General features: G+C 49.3%; 18 protein-coding genes. 8 read left to right on the plus strand and 10 right to left on the minus strand.

Translation table 11 applies throughout. From position 1 onward, the window contains the following. Positions 1–88: 88 nt before the first annotated feature. Entirely contained in the window at positions 89–1,081 is a 993-nt protein-coding gene (locus tag BTA51_RS07790) for a BMP family protein (RefSeq protein ID WP_094706882.1), read from the minus strand. 383 nt (positions 1,082–1,464) lie between these two features. Between BTA51_RS07790 and BTA51_RS07795 the strand changes: the two genes are divergently transcribed. The 3 genes from BTA51_RS07795 to BTA51_RS07805 all read left to right on the plus strand — a co-directional run bounded on the left by BTA51_RS07795 (position 1,465) and on the right by BTA51_RS07805 (position 5,339). Next, positions 1,465–1,974: a histidine phosphatase family protein gene (locus tag BTA51_RS07795; RefSeq protein ID WP_168188099.1), complete on the plus strand. Its 510-nt coding sequence runs from the start codon at positions 1,465–1,467 to the stop codon at positions 1,972–1,974. A 100-nt stretch (positions 1,975–2,074) separates the two neighbouring features. Next, positions 2,075–2,866 carry a hypothetical protein gene (locus tag BTA51_RS07800; RefSeq protein ID WP_094706884.1) on the plus strand — a complete coding sequence of 264 codons (792 nt, stop codon included), beginning with the start codon at positions 2,075–2,077 and terminating at the stop codon, positions 2,864–2,866. 136 nt (positions 2,867–3,002) lie between these two features. Continuing rightward, entirely contained in the window at positions 3,003–5,339 is a 2,337-nt protein-coding gene (locus BTA51_RS07805; protein WP_094706885.1) for an ATP-binding protein, read from the plus strand. A 125-nt stretch (positions 5,340–5,464) separates the two neighbouring features. Here BTA51_RS07805 and BTA51_RS07810 read toward each other — a convergent pair whose 3' ends face one another. From BTA51_RS07810 to msrB, 4 genes are all read right to left on the minus strand, one after another. Further along, positions 5,465–5,926, minus strand: a complete 462-nt coding sequence (locus BTA51_RS07810) for a MarR family winged helix-turn-helix transcriptional regulator (protein ID WP_094707255.1) — start codon at positions 5,924–5,926, stop codon at positions 5,465–5,467. 64 nt (positions 5,927–5,990) lie between these two features. Then, positions 5,991–6,467 carry a glutathione peroxidase gene (locus BTA51_RS07815; protein ID WP_094706886.1) on the minus strand — a complete coding sequence of 159 codons (477 nt, stop codon included), beginning with the start codon at positions 6,465–6,467 and terminating at the stop codon, positions 5,991–5,993. A 189-nt stretch (positions 6,468–6,656) separates the two neighbouring features. Then, positions 6,657–7,346, minus strand: a complete 690-nt coding sequence (locus BTA51_RS07820) for a DNA-3-methyladenine glycosylase I (protein WP_094706887.1) — start codon at positions 7,344–7,346, stop codon at positions 6,657–6,659. A gap of 29 nt (positions 7,347–7,375) precedes the next feature. Then, positions 7,376–7,777, minus strand: coding sequence for a peptide-methionine (R)-S-oxide reductase MsrB (gene msrB, locus BTA51_RS07825; protein ID WP_094706888.1), 402 nt, complete (start codon positions 7,775–7,777; stop codon positions 7,376–7,378). A gap of 182 nt (positions 7,778–7,959) precedes the next feature. Here msrB and BTA51_RS07830 point away from each other — a divergent pair, with 182 nt between their 5' ends. From BTA51_RS07830 to htpX, 3 genes are all read left to right on the plus strand, one after another. Further along, positions 7,960–9,174, plus strand: a complete 1,215-nt coding sequence (locus BTA51_RS07830) for a pyridoxal phosphate-dependent aminotransferase (RefSeq protein WP_094706889.1) — start codon at positions 7,960–7,962, stop codon at positions 9,172–9,174. A gap of 71 nt (positions 9,175–9,245) precedes the next feature. Next, positions 9,246–9,749: a hypothetical protein gene (locus BTA51_RS07835; RefSeq protein WP_246840967.1), complete on the plus strand. Its 504-nt coding sequence runs from the start codon at positions 9,246–9,248 to the stop codon at positions 9,747–9,749. A 101-nt stretch (positions 9,750–9,850) separates the two neighbouring features. Continuing rightward, a complete protein-coding gene (gene htpX, locus BTA51_RS07840; protein WP_094706891.1) occupies positions 9,851–10,732 on the plus strand; it encodes a protease HtpX in 882 nt (293 codons plus the stop codon). A 24-nt stretch (positions 10,733–10,756) separates the two neighbouring features. Here the strand turns inward: htpX and BTA51_RS07845 are convergent, their stop codons facing one another. After that, the gene (locus BTA51_RS07845) at positions 10,757–11,473 is read right to left on the minus strand and encodes a flagellar brake protein (RefSeq protein ID WP_094706892.1); all 717 of its coding nucleotides are present in this window, start codon (positions 11,471–11,473) and stop codon (positions 10,757–10,759) included. 520 nt (positions 11,474–11,993) lie between these two features. Between BTA51_RS07845 and BTA51_RS07850 the strand changes: the two genes are divergently transcribed. Next, positions 11,994–12,188 (plus strand): PA1571 family protein, encoded by a 195-nt coding sequence (locus tag BTA51_RS07850; protein WP_094706893.1) that lies wholly within the window; start codon positions 11,994–11,996, stop codon positions 12,186–12,188. A gap of 37 nt (positions 12,189–12,225) precedes the next feature. On the opposite strand, the gene pdxB is transcribed toward BTA51_RS07850, so the two are convergent. The 3 genes from pdxB to BTA51_RS07865 form a co-directional block, all read right to left on the minus strand. After that, positions 12,226–13,371, minus strand: a complete 1,146-nt coding sequence (gene pdxB, locus BTA51_RS07855; protein ID WP_094706894.1) for a 4-phosphoerythronate dehydrogenase PdxB — start codon at positions 13,369–13,371, stop codon at positions 12,226–12,228. A 29-nt stretch (positions 13,372–13,400) separates the two neighbouring features. Beyond that, the gene (locus BTA51_RS07860; RefSeq protein WP_094706895.1) at positions 13,401–14,612 is read right to left on the minus strand and encodes a DEAD/DEAH box helicase; all 1,212 of its coding nucleotides are present in this window, start codon (positions 14,610–14,612) and stop codon (positions 13,401–13,403) included. A 65-nt stretch (positions 14,613–14,677) separates the two neighbouring features. Further along, positions 14,678–15,334 (minus strand): elongation factor P hydroxylase, encoded by a 657-nt coding sequence (locus tag BTA51_RS07865; RefSeq protein ID WP_246840968.1) that lies wholly within the window; start codon positions 15,332–15,334, stop codon positions 14,678–14,680. A gap of 361 nt (positions 15,335–15,695) precedes the next feature. Here BTA51_RS07865 and BTA51_RS07870 point away from each other — a divergent pair, with 361 nt between their 5' ends. Continuing rightward, a complete protein-coding gene (locus BTA51_RS07870; RefSeq protein ID WP_168188100.1) occupies positions 15,696–17,438 on the plus strand; it encodes a protein-disulfide reductase DsbD in 1,743 nt (580 codons plus the stop codon). 44 nt (positions 17,439–17,482) lie between these two features. Here the strand turns inward: BTA51_RS07870 and tusA are convergent, their stop codons facing one another. Next, positions 17,483–17,734 (minus strand): sulfurtransferase TusA, encoded by a 252-nt coding sequence (gene tusA, locus BTA51_RS07875; protein ID WP_246840969.1) that lies wholly within the window; start codon positions 17,732–17,734, stop codon positions 17,483–17,485. Between the last annotated feature and the right edge of the window lie 128 nt (positions 17,735–17,862).

The raw sequence follows: 17,862 nt of genomic DNA on the forward strand, positions 1-17,862 counted from the left end.
TTTTTATTAACAACTATTGAATTAGATGAGGCAGGTAGAAGCGGCGACCAGTACATCCTGATCAGTGCCGCTTCCTTATGCACAGATATCAGTAGTTACAGCTGTTGTCAGACATGTAGTCATGAACAGTGATTTTACCAGCGATGATATCGGCTTTGATTTGATTGACCTTGGTTTCCATTTCAGGAGTCACAAGATCACGGTTATTTTCGTCCAGAGCCCAGTCAACTCCGTTTTCGGCCAGACCGAGTACTTCCACACCGGAAGCCCATTTGCCGTCTTTGGCAGCTTTCCAGGTGTTGTATGCAGCCACATCAATACGCTTAACCATGGAAGTCAGCATCGTGCCTGGATGAATATAGTTCTGGTTGCTGTCCACGCCGATGGCGTACTTATGACGATCCTTGGCTGCCTGATACACGCCGCTGCCGGAGCTTCCCGCTGCAGCAAACAATACGTCAGCGCCGCTGTCGATCTGGCTCTTGGCCAGCTCATTGGCTTTACCAGGGTTGTTAAATGCCGCACCGGTGGAACCGATCATGTTGGAAAATACTTCAGCTTTCGGATTGACGTACTTTGCGCCTTGCTCAAAGCCACAGCCGAACTTACGGATCAGGGGAATATCCATACCGCCGATAAAGCCGACTTTGCCGGTGCCAGACTTCATGGCTGCCAGTGCACCCACCAGGAACGAACCTTCATGCTCTTTGAAAACAATGGAGCGGACATTCGGCTTATCCACCACCATATCGATCAGGGTAAATTGGGTTTCCGGGAATTTTTCTGCAGCGGTCGCCACAGCATTTGCCTGACTGAATCCTACTGCGACGATAGGATTGGAGCCCCGACGGGCCAGCTTGACCAATCCTTGCTCCACCTGGGCTTCATTGGTCGGTTCAACTTCTTTTACTTCTACACCGAAATCCTTCTGAAATTTCTTCACCCCTTCAAAGGCGGCTTCATTAAAGGATTTATCAAATTTACCTGCCTTGTCGTAAACCACTGCCGGTTTGAAATCCGCAGCCTGGACACTTGCTGCAGTGGTAAGCCCCAATACGGTGGCAAATAAAATATTTTTCATCGGTTATCCTTAGGTCTATGCCTGTTTCTGTAATTATGAACCGGTTTATGTCAATGAAATGCAATTGATCCAATGCAAAGCTTCAGAAAGTGCCGGTTTTCATGACGATCAGCCATTTGCGCAAATCCTATTACAAAATTTTATTCACGCCTATGCCTGAACAGCCAATTAAAGTGATCCAGCATACGTATAATCCGAAACATTCCTGTGATTTTGTCGTTAGGAGGCAAGATCACTCACTAAAATCGACACTTTTACAGTGGCACTAGGGAGGCTAAGCTTACTTCTTCCACAGAAATGCGTTCGCAGTATAGCCTGCCATTTGACACATATGTCAGATATTTTGCAAATGGAAGCTCAAAAATCGTTAGCCGGGAATGCCTATGACCACCAAAACCCTGACCCTGATTCGCCATGCCAAATCCTCCTGGTCGGACCCTAACCTTCAGGATAAGCTGCGCCCGCTCAATAAAAGAGGCCTGCGTGATTTGTCCAGGATGAACGCATTACTGCAGCACCTCCACCTTAAGCCGGATCTCATCCTCTGCAGTACGGCCAAGAGAGCACTGGAAACCCTTGAGGGGTTGCGCCAGGGGCTCGACGCAAACGATGACAACGTCAAATTTGTGGAGCAACTGTACGAGGCAGACAGCCCTCACCTGCTTTCTGAAATCACCCTGCGACCGGATTCTGTCAGCCACCTGGCCATCATCGGTCACAATCCCGGACTGACAGATCTTATCAACCAACTCAGCGGGTTAGAGCTGGGCAATCTGGCAACCTGCGCCATCGCCCAGATACGATTTGAATGCGAACACTGGAGCGACATTGAAGCACAGCCGGGAACCTTTCAACTCCTGCTGTCCCCCAAGGCTATCGCAGCAAATGAATAAAGTGTGATCTTTGTGCAGCCAAATTGTTTTATTCATCTATACTTTCCAAAGAGAAATATGAATCCTAAGTCACGATAAACTAAAGCGATTTTAACTATCCATGTCTGCGACTTACATTACTGCGATTATTGGCGGCATTATTATCACGGTGCTTTTGCTGACTTACGTCCACCAGTGGCGTGAAAAAAGCAAGGACGCCCGACAGCGGGAACTCAATACTTTGACTGACCGCTCACGCCGGCTAAGAAGAATAGCCATTGGGATACCCTCCCAGTACATGCCAAAGGAAATAGGCATGCTGTTAGTGAGTCGTGGCCAGGAAACGCTAAAAGAATTAGCGGGTTATGGATACAAGGAGGGGCTGACTGAAAAAATGGAAGAATGGGAGATCATCAAGCAAGGCACGCAGAAAGGTGATCTGGTTCCCATGCCCAACCCACAGGATGAGTCGTCCCAGGTTGAGCTCAGAAAAAATCTGCAGCTACTGTTCAAGTTCATCGAAGCACAGGTAAAAAGAGGGCGTATCGATAAGAAGTTGGGGACCAAATATCTTCTCCAAACCCAGTATTTATTGGCCAAAACACTCGCGGAGAGCCACTCTATCAAAGCGAAGCAGGCGCATAAGGCCGGCAAGCTGAGAATTGCCATACATCACTATCATGATGCCGTACACGCTTTTAACAAACTGGAAAACAATCCATTGGCACAAAAAACCATTGCCGCCTATCGCCTTCGGATAAAAGAACTTGATAAGCTGGCAACTCAGGAATCTGCAACCAAGTCGCAGCAGGGAGCGGCTCCCAGTTCAGCAGGTAACAAACTTAGCAGTCAACTGGAAGAAATGATGGACGAAGAGGAAAAATGGAAGCGTAAGCAAAACTACGACGATTAGACAGCATCAAAAGCTTTTAGACAAACGGCTCTGTAATCCCATCACAAGGTCGTGAAAATACAGTAATAATGAGAAGGGTAGCTCCTTGAAGATAAGCGCATATAACCGACTTTCTTTTCGGTTAGCACGAAACACCGTGTTGTTAGCCCTCTTTTTGGGCATGATGCTGAGCCTTATCCAGGTCGTCATTGACTATGTCAACGAAAAGAACTCTCTGGACAACGAAATCCGGGCCATCATTACCATCAGCCACGCTCCGGCTTCTCAAATTGCTTACAATATCGATTCTCGTCTTGCAGCAGAACTACTCGAAGGGCTCCTCGAACACCCGGCTATCATTCATGCGGAAATTATAGATACTGACAACCGTATTCTTTCCAGCCGTGAACGGCGGGCCCAGGAATCCCCGTATCGCTGGCTCAACGACCTGCTGTTTCAACCGACCCGTACCTACAGCGAGACCCTGTTTGTTCCCCAGCTGAATGATTTCGTACTGGGCAACCTGAACGTCGTGGTCGACACCTACCCCAGCGGCGCAGAGTTTCTTTCGCGGGCCACTTTCACCCTGGTTTCCGGTTTTGTCCGCAGCCTGATTCTGTCAGCCGTATTGCTGATCCTCTTCTACATGATGCTGACCCAACCCCTGGTGAAGGTCATTTCCTCTGTCAGTGAAGTGGATCCTGAAACTCCGGAAAAAGTTCGCCTTCCAGTCCCCAAAGGTCACGAACTGGATGAAATTGGTGTACTGGTCAACTCCACCAACAACCAACTGCAGGCTATCGACGCCAACCTTGAAAAGCTGCGTAAAGCCGAAGCACGACTGAAAACCTACTCCGAACAGTTGGAGCAGATTGTCGACAGCAGAACCAAGGAACTCTCTGAGAAGAACAAGCAGCTGATCAAAAGTAATCACGACCTGCGCGTAGCCAAGGAAGAAGCCGTACGTCGCGCGAAAGCCCGGGCGGATTTTCTGGCCAATATGAGCCACGAGATCCGTACACCGTTTAACGGCGTGCTCGGAATGATCAGCCTGACGCTCGAAGAACCTCTTTCAGAAAAACAGAAAGAGCAGCTGAATGTTGCCTATAGTTCCGGGGTTTCACTACTGGAACTCTTGAACGACATTCTCGACATCTCCAAAGTGGAAGCCGGCAAACTGACGCTGGAAAATATCAGCTTCAGCCTGCGTAAAACCACTGAGGATGTGGCCAGACTCCTGGCCCAGAACGCCCATGCGAAACATGTCGCCCTATACAGCGATATTGATCCTGAGTTCCCGGAACAGGTATTTGGCGATCCCACCCGTATTCGTCAGGTGATCAGTAATCTTGCCGGTAATGCCATCAAGTTCACCGATTCCGGCAGCGTGACTTTAAGCCTTAGAGTCACACGCTCCCAACAAATAGAGATCTTGGTCAGCGATACGGGAATCGGGATTGAACAAGACCGGATTGAAAGCATATTTTCGCCATTCTCCCAGGGGGACACCAATATCACCCGTAAATACGGGGGAACCGGGTTGGGACTGACCCTTTGCCGGCAGCTGGTGACCCATATGGGAGGTGAAATACGCGTGGAATCAGAGGTTGGTGTCGGCAGCAAGTTTATTGTGACACTACCGCTGAAAATTGATACCGGTGTCAAAGCACCCACCATCGACGAAGGCCTGCTCGATTTCACATTTCTCCTGCTTTATCAGGAAAATAACCAGACCTTCAAAAGCATTTCCGCAGAGCTCAAGCACTGGGGCTTGAACCACCGGGCGCTTCCATTCCGGCAGGTGCAGGATCTGAGCCTGCGACAGGAAACCTTCTCAGAGAACACCATCATTCTGTTCGATACACGGTCTGTTGCTCCTATGCTGGTGGAACATCCGGACATCAACAAGGTCAAATTGATTCTGGTGGCCCGCCAGAACATCCCTTCCGAGACTTCCGCCCTGGCCTTGATGCGAATCGAACAGATGATCAGCGCTCCAGTGAGCCGCGAACGACTCTACGAAACCCTGTGTCGGGTCACCCAATTAACCAGCACATTGAAAGAAGTTGACGACCGGCTGGTTGCCCCTGCCCGAAAAGTAACCCATAACGTTCTCCTGGTCGAAGACAACCAGGTAAACCAGTTAGTGGCTAAAACCATTCTGAAAAAGCTTGGCTACGAAGTTTCTATTGCCCAAAACGGCAAGGATGCACTCGATGTGATCGAGAATGGCGAGTTTGATATTGTTCTGATGGATTGCCATATGCCAGTCATGGACGGCTATGAAGCCACCCGCCATATCCGGCAAAACCCCCGCTTTGATAATTTGCCGATTGTGGCGGTGACCGCCAATGTTATGCAAGGTGACAAGGAACGCTGCATGAGTTGCGGGATGAACGACTATCTCACCAAGCCCTATGAGAAGAAGGCATTGGCTCTACTGCTTGAAAAATGGCTATCCTCACCTGCCCAGGCGGCAAATGAAACGGCCTAGAAGCCCTAGCCCTAGAAGCAATCCAAAGCCTCTCACGAACTGAGTCAGAGGCTCTATTGAAAGCGCTGAGACAAGCCATCGACAGTTATCCGCCAGCTTTTCAATTTGCCAGGCCAATGCCAGAGCTACTTCGATACCAATTCGTTCAGCAGCAGTCTTAGCCCATCCCTGATCCCTATCAACTCTTCATCCCCAAGACTGCTGTGACAAAGTAGTGCTCTGGGAATTTCTGCTGCTCCGGCCTTCAGCTCCTGGGCTCTTGGGGTCAAGCTGACCAGAACCTTACGCTCATCGTTCACAGCACGCTGACGAACCAGCAATCCCTGCTGCTCCATCCGTTTCAACAGCGGCGTCAGAGTTCCGGTATCCAGCAACAATCTCTCGCCGAGCATCTTGATCGTGACCTCTTTATCACGATCTCCTTCACGCCCCTGATACTCCCACATCACCAGCAATACCAGATATTGGGGATAGGTCAGCCCCAGTTGGTCCAGCAACGGGCGATATAATGCCGTCATCATTCTGGAGCTGCTGTACAACAGAAAACACAACTGGTTATCCAGAGCCAAAAGCTCTTCATCACCCATGTCTGCAAGTGCATTAGCCACGATACTACCTTTTGGCTTTAAATCTGGAACGACGCTCTGCCATTTAAAGAAGCTTCTTCAAAGGCTTTTCAAGTTTCCCCGGCTCTGCAGTTGGTGGGAAGCGGTCCACAACCTTGCCGTCACGATCTACCAGAAACTTCGTAAAGTTCCATTTGATTCCTTCTGATCCCATAAGCCCTTTGGCTTCTTTTTTCAAATACTTATAGAGAGGATGCGTATTGTCACCGTTGACATCAATCTTGGAGAACATGGGAAAGCTGACCCCATAATTCAATTCACAGAATTCTGCGATTTCGCTATTCGACCCAGGATCCTGCTGCATGAACTGATTACATGGAAAGCCGAGAATTTCCAGCCCCTGATCCTTATACTCTTCGTAAAGTTTCTCTAATCCCTTGAACTGAGGCGTAAAGCCACATTTACTGGCGGTATTGACGATCAACAGAACCTTGCCCTTGAAGTCAGCAAGACTCTTCTCATGACCTTGTATGTCTTCCACCTTGATATCGTAAATTCCCATGCTTTTTCAGCTCCTGTTTATAGATCCAACCCATTAACTTGATTTTTAATTCATCCGTCTTTCTTTATCCAACCGTCTTTTTTATTCGATCGTTTCTTCGGATGATTGCCTGAATAATATTTGCCGCAATTATATTGTGCACAATATTTTAAACCAGCACCAAGTGATCAGTTTTCTGCATAGAGAAGATTAATTTTGACTATAAGCCAGAATTTGGCTCAGCTCCGCCAGTCCATAGCCGGTGGTTTCCCGCCATTCGTTAAACGCCACCTGCACCTTCTGTAAATCGCGCTTAGCCGTGGGCGGAGTATCAACGATCCCCAAAGCAATCAGCGCTCCTGCCACATGACTGGTCAGCATGAAGGTGTCTTTACCTACCATGCGAAGAAAACTGGGAGCCGACCGCCCTCCAAGTTGCTTTCCCCGTTTTGCCAGCAGAGTCCAGAGACCTACGATATCTGTCACCGGCCAATCAGCCAAAAACCGCCCAAAGCCTCCTGCGGAAGCCCCCAGATCAGTGATCATTTGCGCGTTCACAGGAATTGCACTCATTTTACCCCAATGCCGGATCAATGCCTTGTTCTTCATCCTTTCATCAAGATCCGTATCCGAAAACAGAACCATCTTTTCAGGATCAAAGCCAAAGAAAGCTTTTTCAAACTCAGGCCATTTGGCGTCCACCAGACTATGCTTTAATCCCGCCCGGAAGATTCTCCGGGTCATATTGGACAAATAATAGGCATCCGTCTTTTCTGCCAACTCCTCATTGGAAGCCGTTTCCGGCAGAGCCATCTTTAAATTCTCGACGCCGCCAAAGCGCTCCGTTACTCTGGCAAGACGATCAGCAATACTGACCGTTTTGACTGAATATTTCGTCATCCACTTCGCTCCAGGATCCTTGGGATTCTCTATTCTTTATCTTTTGGGTGAAACTTGAGCGAGGCTGAATTCACGCAATAACGCAGACCCGTCGGCTGCGGACCGTCTTCGAATACATGCCCTAAATGGGCATCACAATGATGGCAAAGAATTTCAGTCCTGATCATCATATGACTATGATCCTGGCGCTCGTCGATATTCTGCTCCTGAGAAGGCGCCCAAAAGCTTGGCCAACCACATCCTGAGTCGTACTTCTGTTCCGACGTAAACAGTTCAGCACCACAGCAGACACAGGTGTATTGCCCTTCATCCTTGTTGGCATAGTACTCACCGGTAAACGGCCGCTCTGTTGCCGCTTTACGGGTAACCCGATACTGCTCATCAGTTAACTGCTCTTTCCATTCTTCTTCTGATTTCCGGATTTTGTCCACTGTCCACCTCCCGATTGTTATATCAAAAACCCTGATGTCCACCTGACAGGCTGCCTGATGCCCCAGAGTGTCTGATGATCTTTTAAAATTTCAGACACAGGCCCTTAAATTATTGCTCGCCCCTATTGCTAATCGCTATAGGCCAATTAATATGTACGCCAGTTTATCTTGATGGTTCAAGTATGTTAGAAGTCAAAAAATCCAATAAGTTGCAGCATGTTTGTTACGAAATTCGTGGCCAGGTGCTTGAAGAAGCCAAACGCCTGGAAGAAGAAGGCCATCGTATCCTGAAACTGAATATCGGCAACCCGGCTCCCTTCGGCTTTGATGTCCCGGAGGAAATCCAGCAGGACGTGATATACAACCTTAGCCATGCTCAGGGATATGCTGACTCCAAAGGGCTGTTTTCTGCCCGCAAGGCGGTCCAACACTACACCCAACAGTGCGGCATTGCCAATGTGGATATCGAAGATATTTATCTGGGCAACGGCGTCAGCGAACTCATTGTGATGTCAATGCAGGCTCTGCTCAACACCAATGATGAGGTTCTGATCCCTTCGCCTGACTACCCTTTGTGGACAGCCGCAGTCACCCTCTCAAGCGGACGTGCCGTTCACTATCGCTGTGATGAGCAGTCGGACTGGTTTCCGGATATTGCCGACATTGAGAGCAAGATCACCGACCGCACCCGGGCCATTGTCATTATCAACCCCAACAATCCGACAGGTGCCGTATATAGCCGGGATCTTCTGGAACAAATTCTGGAAGTTGCCAGACGGCACAAACTTATCGTGCTGGCTGACGAAATCTACGACAAAATTCTCTACGACGGCGCTGAGCATGTCAGCCTTGCCTCTCTGGCCGATGATCTTCTGTTCCTGACTTTTAACGGCTTATCCAAGAACTACCGTGCCGCCGGATATAGAGCGGGATGGATGATCGTCAGCGGCGCCAAACTCCGGGCAGGAGACTTTATCGAAGGCCTGACCATGCTCAGCTCCATGCGCTTGTGCTCAAATGTTCCCGCACAACTCGGAATCCAGACTGCACTGGGGGGCTATCAAAGCATCAATGATCTGGTAGCGCCCGGAGGCAGACTTTATGAGCAACGTAACACCGCCTATGATCTGATCACCCAGATTCCCGGCATCAGTTGCGTCAAGCCCAAAGGCGCCATGTATCTGTTTCCCAAGATCGACCCGAATCATCTGAAAATCAAAAACGATGAACTGATGGTGCTTGACCTGCTGAAACAGGAGCGTATTTTGATTGTCCAGGGATCGGCATTCAATCTACAGGACCAACAGCATTTCAGGCTGGTATTTCTGCCAAGAGTGGATGAACTCACATCAGCCATCGAGCGCATTGAGCACTTTATGAGCGGGTACGATCAGTAAAGTTGCTGGATACGATCAGCAAAATAGCTGGCTATGACCAGTGAAATGGGCGGGTATGACCAGTGAAATAGGTGGACAAGATCAGTAAAGTGCCTGATCTTTTCCATTTAATACAACACAATTACGGAGCTATTGGTTTGGCGGATATCCATATTGAAGAGTTTTACAAGGACGTAGCAAGAATCCTGCTTCAGATGTACCACAGCTTTCCCCGCAAGTCCCAGGTGTTCGTAGAGGACATCTCGGGGCCTGACCATCCGGATGAGTACGGAATTCACAGCGCTCGCCATCAGTCCTGCTTTGCCGCCATGCTCTGGCTCAGCGAAGAAGGATTCATCCGCTATCAGGACACGATTCGTCAGGAGGCGATTGACCAGGCCGTGCTTACCCAGGAAACCTTCCTCCGCCTGACCTGCATTGCAGATATCGAGAGTATCACCGCGGAACATGATGATTCACCGCGTCCGGGAGGAATACCGGCTACAAATATTGAGCTTATCCGTCATGCCTTAAAATCGGCAACCTCCACTCACCTTGCCACCCTGATGGAACACATTCTGTTCAGCCAGCGCTAGCAGCCTCTTGTTCCTTAAGTATATTTAATCTCCTGACCGTTGATTTAGCAGCGGATCAAACCTATTTTCGTGAGAGCCTAATCTGTATCTCTGAGGAGACTATGCTAAGAATCTTATTGTTCTTTGCCACAAACATTGCTGTCGTTTTAGTGGCGAGCGTTACCCTGCGGTTATTGGGAGTTGAACCTTATCTTCAAGGCTCCGGCCTCAACCTGACATCCCTGCTGATTTTCTGTGCAATATTCGGCATGTCAGGCGCGATGATTTCACTCTTCCTGTCCAAGTGGATGGCCAAGATGTCCACCCGCACGCAGGTCATTGAGCAGCCTTCAAACGCAGCCGAGAGCTGGTTAATGGATACGGTGAAAGAACTCTCCAATGAAGCGGGTATCAAGATGCCGGAAGTCGGCATTTTTCCCGCCCAGCAATCCAATGCATTTGCCACCGGATGGAATAAGAATGATGCCCTGGTTGCTGTCAGCGCCGGTCTTCTTAATCGCTTTAACCGGGATGAAATTCGCGCTGTCCTGGCCCACGAGATTGGCCACGTAGCCAACGGCGACATGGTCACACTGGCGTTGATCCAAGGGGTTATTAACACCTTCGTGATGTTCTTCGCCCGCATTATTGGTAACTTTGTGGACAAAGCCGTGTTCAAAAACGAAAACGGACACGGCATGGGGTTCTTTGTGACCACCCTATTTGCCGAGATTGTGCTGGGCATCCTTGCTCAGGTCATTGTGATGTGGTTCTCCAGAAGGCGGGAATACAGAGCTGATGCCATGGGAGCCAAACTGGCAGGAACAGGCGCGATGATCGCGGCCCTGGAAAAGCTGAAAATGGAAACCCAGGTGCCCAACCAAATGCCGGATACTTTAACCGCCTTTGGTATCACAGAAGGAATGAAGGGTGGTCTGAAAGCCCTGTTCTCCAGCCATCCACCACTGGACGAAAGGATTGCGGCATTGCGCCAGGCTGCTTAGCAGCCTGGCTCTCCCCGCCCCACCTTAGTAATCCTGGGCCTGCAACTCATAGATATAACCGGTAAGAACAATTTTCGCCGCATCCGACAGTCCCAGGTACTGCAGACCGTAGGTGTATTTATACGGCAGCTCTCCAGGGTCCAGCAGCGTCTTGTTTCGAATAACCGCCGAAATTTTAAAGGTTTTGGATATTCCGGACACCGACACCAGGAACTGCAGCTTTATCTCATCCCCTAATGCTCCCAAAGATTCAACACTTTTCACTCCAGCACCGGACTTACTGATATCCGTGATGACGGCCTCCTTTGGCCACTCACCGGTACCTGCGTCGAAATCGCTGGTGACCATAGAGGGAAGTTCCACCTTGAGCCTTGAGGCGTTTCGAACCTCTACAGCGATCAACTCTTTGGGATATTCAAGAAACAGGTGAGGAAAAGGTTGCATGGCAACGTGCTTGATAAAACTGTTGAATGCAAAGACGCTGGTCCTTGCCATTGACCTTACGGTGAACGGCCGGTCCTTCTTCAGCAACACCTGCTTTCCATCCACTACCGGCATGGAGACAATCAATCCCTGACCAGGGGCGTAGCCAATCAATTTCACATGATATCGACCACCATGGTCCACACCCTCCAAATGCAAAGGATCGCCAATACGCAATCCCATTTTTTCAAATGGTAACTGCATTTCCTGAACGGTGCTTGAGGATTTATTCTCCGGAGACTCTGCCACTTTTACCACTAAGCTTGCCTATGAAAGAAAAGATCGAGCTAAGTTTCTGATAAACAGTCAATAAAGCATTTTTAAAGTATAGGAGAGAGTCACAATACTGCGAGAATTTTACCAAACTTATCGCCATACTCACTCATATTGAACCCTACCCTCTCTCAGATCAGCTAGCTTCTCAACCTGGAATGAATTTGCATTGATTGACAAATCGAGCTTACTCCATGGGTTTTACAAAAACTTCCGGGCAATCAAGAAATAACAGCAACTACCCAGAAAACATGTCAAAAATAGAGACATCAGAAGCCAACCTCCCATAAGTTGATCGCAGACTTTCGATGCTAAACTATGTCTTATGACAATGCTTCCGGTAACAGCGGTTCTAGAGTCGGAGCCTTGAGCAACAACGCCTCTTATCAAAAGAAGCGCGTACATCTGAGCCGTCGTTCCCGCAGGCAGCCCGGTAGAAAAGGAGTTTTAACAAAGGTGTCACATGGGAACGCTAGTCTTCCGCTAAATCAAAGAGGTGGTCGTAATGTATGCCTTAAACAAAGAAAAGATGGAAGAACTGAATCTGGGAAACACCCCACTTAACGGTGCAGCCATCATTGATGAAAACGGGAAGGAAATTCCGATTACGGAAACGATGATCAGACAGGCCCTCAAGGATCTTGAACACGCCTGGGAGCCCTGGCACAAGGGACACTTGGCTGTCAAAGTAAAGCGGTAGCGCGTCATTCCAGGGCTTTACCGCTCTACTGATCTCACTACTTGCTTTGGATATTAAATCCCACTGCTGACAACTTATTCAGCAGCTCCACTTTTCCGCCTTTGAGCACAACTTTCACCTGCTCAAAACCTCTCCTTACACGATACCCCTTGCGCAGCTCATCAAACGCTTTCCCGCGTTCCGCTTCGGGCAGCCTTAAGGTCCGCCGCAGATTACTGTCATCATGGCGTACATCGTAACAAGTCCGGATAGCGGTATGCAGAGCCCAGAACGGATCTGCGCCAGAGGAAAAAGCCAGCTTCTTCAATGGCGGTTCCGGCAAAAATTGCCCCAGCTTATGTCTTTCAGGCAACCCCAAATAGCGGCAAAAGCTTTTGTAAACCATCTCAGTTCCCGCAACTTTGCCATCCAGCGTATAACCAGCAATATGAGGGGTCACGAAATGACACAGGTCTGCCAGTTCTGTATCCACCACAGGCTCGCCGTTAAAGACGTCCAGCACCACCGTTGGTGGATTCTCCTCCTGCAGTCTTTGCTTTAGCGCCGCTTCATCGATCACGTCACCCCGGCTGGAGTTGATCAGAATCTGATCTCCCCTCAAACCACTCAGGACCTGATGATTCATAAGGTGGTGAGTTTGATACTCCCCTTCTTCCACGAGCGGAACATGAAGTGAAATCACGTCACACTGAAGCACCTCTTCCAGTGGATAAAGGCCTTCTTCCCCCTCATTTTCTTTAGGGGGGTCATTTGATAAAACCTTCATCCCAAGAGAAGTCAGGGCTTTTTCCAACTTCGAACCAATAGCACCGCGACCGATAATTCCGACACTCTTGCTTTCCAGCTCGAAGCCAAGTTCATCTGCAAGCACCGATAGGGTTCCCACCACATACTCCACCACGGCACTGGCATTGCACCCCGGAGCATTGCTGTATGCGATCCCGCACTCGTTCAGATACTCAGTATCAACATGGTCCAAACCAATAGTCGTCGTTCCAACAAACCTGACCCGGCTGCCCTCCAGCAATTGACGGTTCACCTGAGTGATAGAGCGCACCAGCAGAATATCTGCATCGCGTACATGCTCTGGTGTAATGCCCCGTCCGGGGTAGGTCTGGATTTCACCAATACTGGCAAAAAACTGTGGCACGAGAGGTATATTCTCATCGGCGACAATTTTCATTTCACTTCCTTTTCTTGTATCAGTTGTGATCAGTTAACGAGGCTGTCATCCGGATGAATCAGTTTGAGACTTTGTCCCAGGTAGCCTTCGAGATCCGGGATCAAAAATGAATCATCTTCGCAGGCAAAGCTGATGGAGATTCCTGATGCTCCCGCACGACCGGTACGACCGATTCGATGCACATAGTCTTCAGGATCATCCGGCAGGTTGTAATTAATAACGTGCGTGACACCGTCTATATGGATTCCCCGGCCGGCCACATCGGTGGCAACTAATACCTTAAAATCGCCTTTACGGAATTTTTCCAGGGTCCTGAGCCGTTTCTGCTGCTGTAGTTCACCGGAAATCATCTCGCTGCTGATATTCTGCTTATTCAGGTTTTCGCAGAGCCGCCTGGTTTCGTCCCGCCGGTTACAAAACACAATCACCTTCTCAGCACCTTCCTGCTTCAGGAGATTAACCAGAAGTTTTTGCTTGCGACTGCTTTCCACCATGTACACGCGCTGATCGACGGTTTCCGCCGGCTTAACTTCGGACACCAGCATGATCTCCACGGCATCTTCAGTCCAGCGGCGCGCCAGGTTAAGAATGTCTTCACTGAAAGTCGCACTGAACAGCAGGGTTTGCCTGGTTCGGGGAGTTGCCCTCACAATTCTTTTAACATCTGGAATAAAGCCCATGTCCAGCATACGGTCAGCTTCGTCCAGAACCAGCACTTCCACCAGATCCAGATAGATATCGCGGCTGCTCAAATGATCCAACAGACGACCCGGGGTGGCTATCAACAGGTCAATGGCTTCGTCCCGTAATTGCCTGCGCTGACGATCAAGTTGGGTTCCCCCAATCACCGACATGATATTAACTTTCATGTTCCGGGCCAGCTGCTTGGCATCCTTCTCTATCTGCAAGGCAAGCTCTCGTGTAGGGGCCACAACTAAAGCTCGCGGCTCACTGGCATATCGCTCTTCTTCGGGAATGGGATTGGCAACGATGCGTTGCAAAATGGTGATCAGAAACGCCGCTGTTTTTCCTGTGCCGGTTTGCGCCTGGCCGATCAGGTCCTCAGCTTTCAGAGTGTGAGGTAGCGTTTGTCCCTGGATAGGCGTGCAGTGGGAAAAATTGAGCTTACTGATCGCCTGACTGAGTGACGGGTGCAAGTTAAGGCTGGAAAAGGACACCCGCGGTTGCTCATTGGTAGTTTCTTGAACGCCAGTATCACTGGCCACTTCATTTTCATTCATATAGTGTTTTGAACTTATCTAGGTCTAATTATTAAAGACATCATCCCTGGCCTTTCAATATCCATTTACAGAGCTTCCAGACAAAACCGCTTCAGCTCTATCGGTCGGCCGCCCTTAAATTGTTGACGGAACCTTATCATTAATTGCTCTGCACGGGGAGGTAGTCCTCCCTTTAAATACGTTAAAGTCTGCTCAAGCACCGCTTTTTTAAATGCCTCTGCGTTGTGTCCGCCAGCCCCATTGAGGTTATCGAAGCTGATATTAAACTTCTGGTCACAGGCTTCTGTCAGCACCCATTCAATCGCCTGAGGCTTCACTTCCACCTTTTCAAACAACGCCTGCTGTTCTGCAGTTCTGCCGTCCGGGGCATACCAGTAGCCGTAATCCACCAGTTTCCTTCGCTCTTTCCCCGCCTGACACCAATGCGCAATCTCATGCAGAGCACTATTGGCGTATCCATGGGCAAAATAAACTTCATTCATTGTAGTACGACAATCGGGGTGCCCTGCCGGCAAATATATCGGCTCCCCGCCCCCTGCCACCAGAATGGTATTTTCAGACACGGCAAACAATTCGTTAAACACAGCCTGTAATTGCCGGGCTTTCTCTTCTATTTCAACAGGTTCCTCCACCTCGACAACCCCCACCATATGAGGAGCCGATTCTGCGCGACCGCTCTCGAAGCCACAACCCTCGAAGTCACGACTAGAGGAACTATTCAATCGTTCGTATACCAAAGGAAACTACTTACAAGGTTAAATATAACGTCCGGATATCCAGACCACTTATGATGATCAGGTCCGATTAAAAGTTGGTAAGTTTATATCAAGCGGGCTGAACCTTTCACCTATATACACTAAACTCCTTACGTCTTCCGCTTATGTCACCCTGGTCTATACCCACAGGATCAACACGTAACCAACTGTAATCCGGGGAAATAGCGCACATATTCGGAACCGGCGGCCGTCTAATATGTCTAACAATGTGAAACCCCATAGAATCACTTGAGACATGGCTATTTTAACCAGGAATAAAGAGTTAACTAGGAATAGAGAGTTAACCAGGAATAGAGACCCCCTACCGATGATAAGGACACTCCTTACCTTTCTGTTATGCCTTCCGGCTTTGGCTTACGCAGCATTCAGCCTGGACAATAACACAGACGCTTTACAGGAACCTGATTTTCTTCCTGTGGACGAGGCTTATATTTTTACGTCGTCTGTAGAAGGTAACGATCTTGTTCTGCACTGGAAAATCGCTGACGGTTACTACCTTTATCAAAACCGGATGAAGGTAACGACGCAGAATTCCAGCGTTTCTATCGGTGAATTCGACTACCTCCATGAAGGCAAGGAAAAGGACGACCAATATTTCGGCCTGGTAAAAGTGTTTTACCATGAGGCGGAGTTCAGGGTTCCTGTTAATTCAGCCGCCGGTCAAGAGGTAGAATTTACGGTCGGCTATCAGGGTTGCGCAGATGCCGGCCTTTGCTATCCACCCCAGAAGCGCCCAGCTCTTTTTATTGCACCTGAGAGCTCCGAGGTTACAGGCGCTTCAAACAGCAACAACAACCAGCAAACCTCAAATAACAGCAAAGATACGCCTGTCTCCGGAGACAACTCCCTGACACAGGCAGGCTTTTTTCTGGCGATCATATCTGCTTTTGCCGGCGGTCTGATCCTCAACCTGATGCCCTGTGTTTTCCCGGTATTGTCACTTAAGGCTTTCAAGCTGGCCAAAGCCTCCGGCATTGCTCGCAAGGAGCACAAGTTGCAGTCGCTGGCCTATACCGCCGGTGTGGTCTCTCTATTCCTGACCATAGCCACTGCTCTGATTGTCCTGCGTGCCGGCGGAGAGAGTATTGGTTGGGGGTTCCAACTTCAGTCACCATGGTTTGTCGGACTGATGGTGTACGTATTGTTTTTGCTGGGACTCAGCCTCTCCGGCTTTATTGAGATTGGCACCAGCCTGATGGGAGCAGGAGAAAGCCTGGCAACCAAAGGTGGCAAAAGAGGCGCATTCTTTACCGGCGCACTGGCCGTACTGGTCGCCAGCCCCTGCACCGCCCCTTTTATGGGGACTGCCATGGGCTATGCGATTACCCAACCTCCAGCAATATCACTGCTGATATTCACCAGCCTCGGTCTGGGTATGGCCTCCCCATTCCTGGCTATTGCCTTCATTCCAGCTTTGGCTCAGGCCTTGCCTAAGCCCGGGGCCTGGATGGATACCTTCAAGCAGATACTCGCATTTCCATTATACTTCTCCGCACTTTGGCTATTGTGGGTATTAGGCAGGCAGACAGGCATCAATGGCATGACCTGGGTATTGGCAGGTTTGATCGCTCTCACCTTTGCCGCCTGGATACACCGCCGTGCAAGAATGCTGTCAGGCCCCGCGATATGGTTTGAGAGACTCTTTGCGATTTCGGCCGCAGTATTTGCACTTTGGATACTTTCCACAACGGCCACGCCGGAAAAAACAGAACAGGTGGCAGCCTTTCACCAGGACGCCATTGAACAATACCGCAGCGAAGGAAAAACCGTTTTCGTGAACGTCACAGCAGACTGGTGTGTCAGCTGTCTGGTGAACGAAAATGCTGTTTTGAGTCAAAGCCCTGTTGCAGAGACCCTGGAATCTGAAGAGGTGGCATACATCAAAGGTGACTGGACAAATAGCGACCCGATGATTACCGACTATCTGGCCTCTTTCGGCCGCAATGGCGTCCCGCTATACGTGGTATATCGCTCAGGACAGGACCCGATTGTCCTTCCTCAAATTCTGACTGCGAATGCCGTTATGGATGCCCTGACGGGACTGAACTGAAACTGGTGGCTGCCTGAGGCAACCGCCAGGTTTTAATATGCTATTTATCCTTCACACTTGCGAATGTGGTAATGGTAGTAATTCCCCCGCTCTTCGCTCAGCAACAACTCATGCCCAAGAAACTCGCAGAATTTGGGAATATCCCGCTGTGTTGAGGGGTCTGTGGCAATCACTTCCAGCACTTGCCCCTCACTAATGTCACGAATCTTGTTGTGCAACATCATTACTGGCTCGGGACATAGCAACCCTTCAGCATCCAGAGTCTCTTCGATTGTGTATTCTTGCGCGTTATTCACTACATCACTCTTAAAATTAACTTTTGATTTTCTCCCAGACATTCCCAGGATTGTCCTATACTCAATATGAAGGCTCAAGACTGGTAAAAGTCACCTAAGTGATTACCAGTGTTCGCCTTTTTTGTGGG

The sequence above is a fragment of the Hahella sp. CCB-MM4 genome (assembly GCF_002260525.1).
Taxonomy (GTDB): domain Bacteria; phylum Pseudomonadota; class Gammaproteobacteria; order Pseudomonadales; family Oleiphilaceae; genus Hahella.

What these genes read in the sequence shown, in the direction of transcription:
- BTA51_RS07790 (WP_094706882.1), bottom strand. Translation starts at nt 1,081, where the DNA reads ATGAAAAATATTTTATTTGCCACCGTATTGGGGCTTACCACTGCAGCA.
- BTA51_RS07795 (WP_168188099.1), top strand. Translation starts at nt 1,465, where the DNA reads ATGACCACCAAAACCCTGACCCTGATTCGCCATGCCAAATCCTCCTGG.
- BTA51_RS07800 (WP_094706884.1), top strand. Translation starts at nt 2,075, where the DNA reads ATGTCTGCGACTTACATTACTGCGATTATTGGCGGCATTATTATCACG.
- BTA51_RS07810 (WP_094707255.1), bottom strand. Translation starts at nt 5,926, where the DNA reads ATGGGTGATGAAGAGCTTTTGGCTCTGGATAACCAGTTGTGTTTTCTG.
- BTA51_RS07815 (WP_094706886.1), bottom strand. Translation starts at nt 6,467, where the DNA reads ATGGGAATTTACGATATCAAGGTGGAAGACATACAAGGTCATGAGAAG.
- BTA51_RS07820 (WP_094706887.1), bottom strand. Translation starts at nt 7,346, where the DNA reads ATGACGAAATATTCAGTCAAAACGGTCAGTATTGCTGATCGTCTTGCC.
- BTA51_RS07830 (WP_094706889.1), top strand. Translation starts at nt 7,960, where the DNA reads ATGTTAGAAGTCAAAAAATCCAATAAGTTGCAGCATGTTTGTTACGAA.
- htpX (WP_094706891.1), top strand. Translation starts at nt 9,851, where the DNA reads ATGCTAAGAATCTTATTGTTCTTTGCCACAAACATTGCTGTCGTTTTA.
- BTA51_RS07850 (WP_094706893.1), top strand. Translation starts at nt 11,994, where the DNA reads ATGTATGCCTTAAACAAAGAAAAGATGGAAGAACTGAATCTGGGAAAC.
- pdxB (WP_094706894.1), bottom strand. Translation starts at nt 13,371, where the DNA reads ATGAAAATTGTCGCCGATGAGAATATACCTCTCGTGCCACAGTTTTTT.
- BTA51_RS07860 (WP_094706895.1), bottom strand. Translation starts at nt 14,612, where the DNA reads ATGAATGAAAATGAAGTGGCCAGTGATACTGGCGTTCAAGAAACTACC.
- BTA51_RS07870 (WP_168188100.1), top strand. Translation starts at nt 15,696, where the DNA reads ATGATAAGGACACTCCTTACCTTTCTGTTATGCCTTCCGGCTTTGGCT.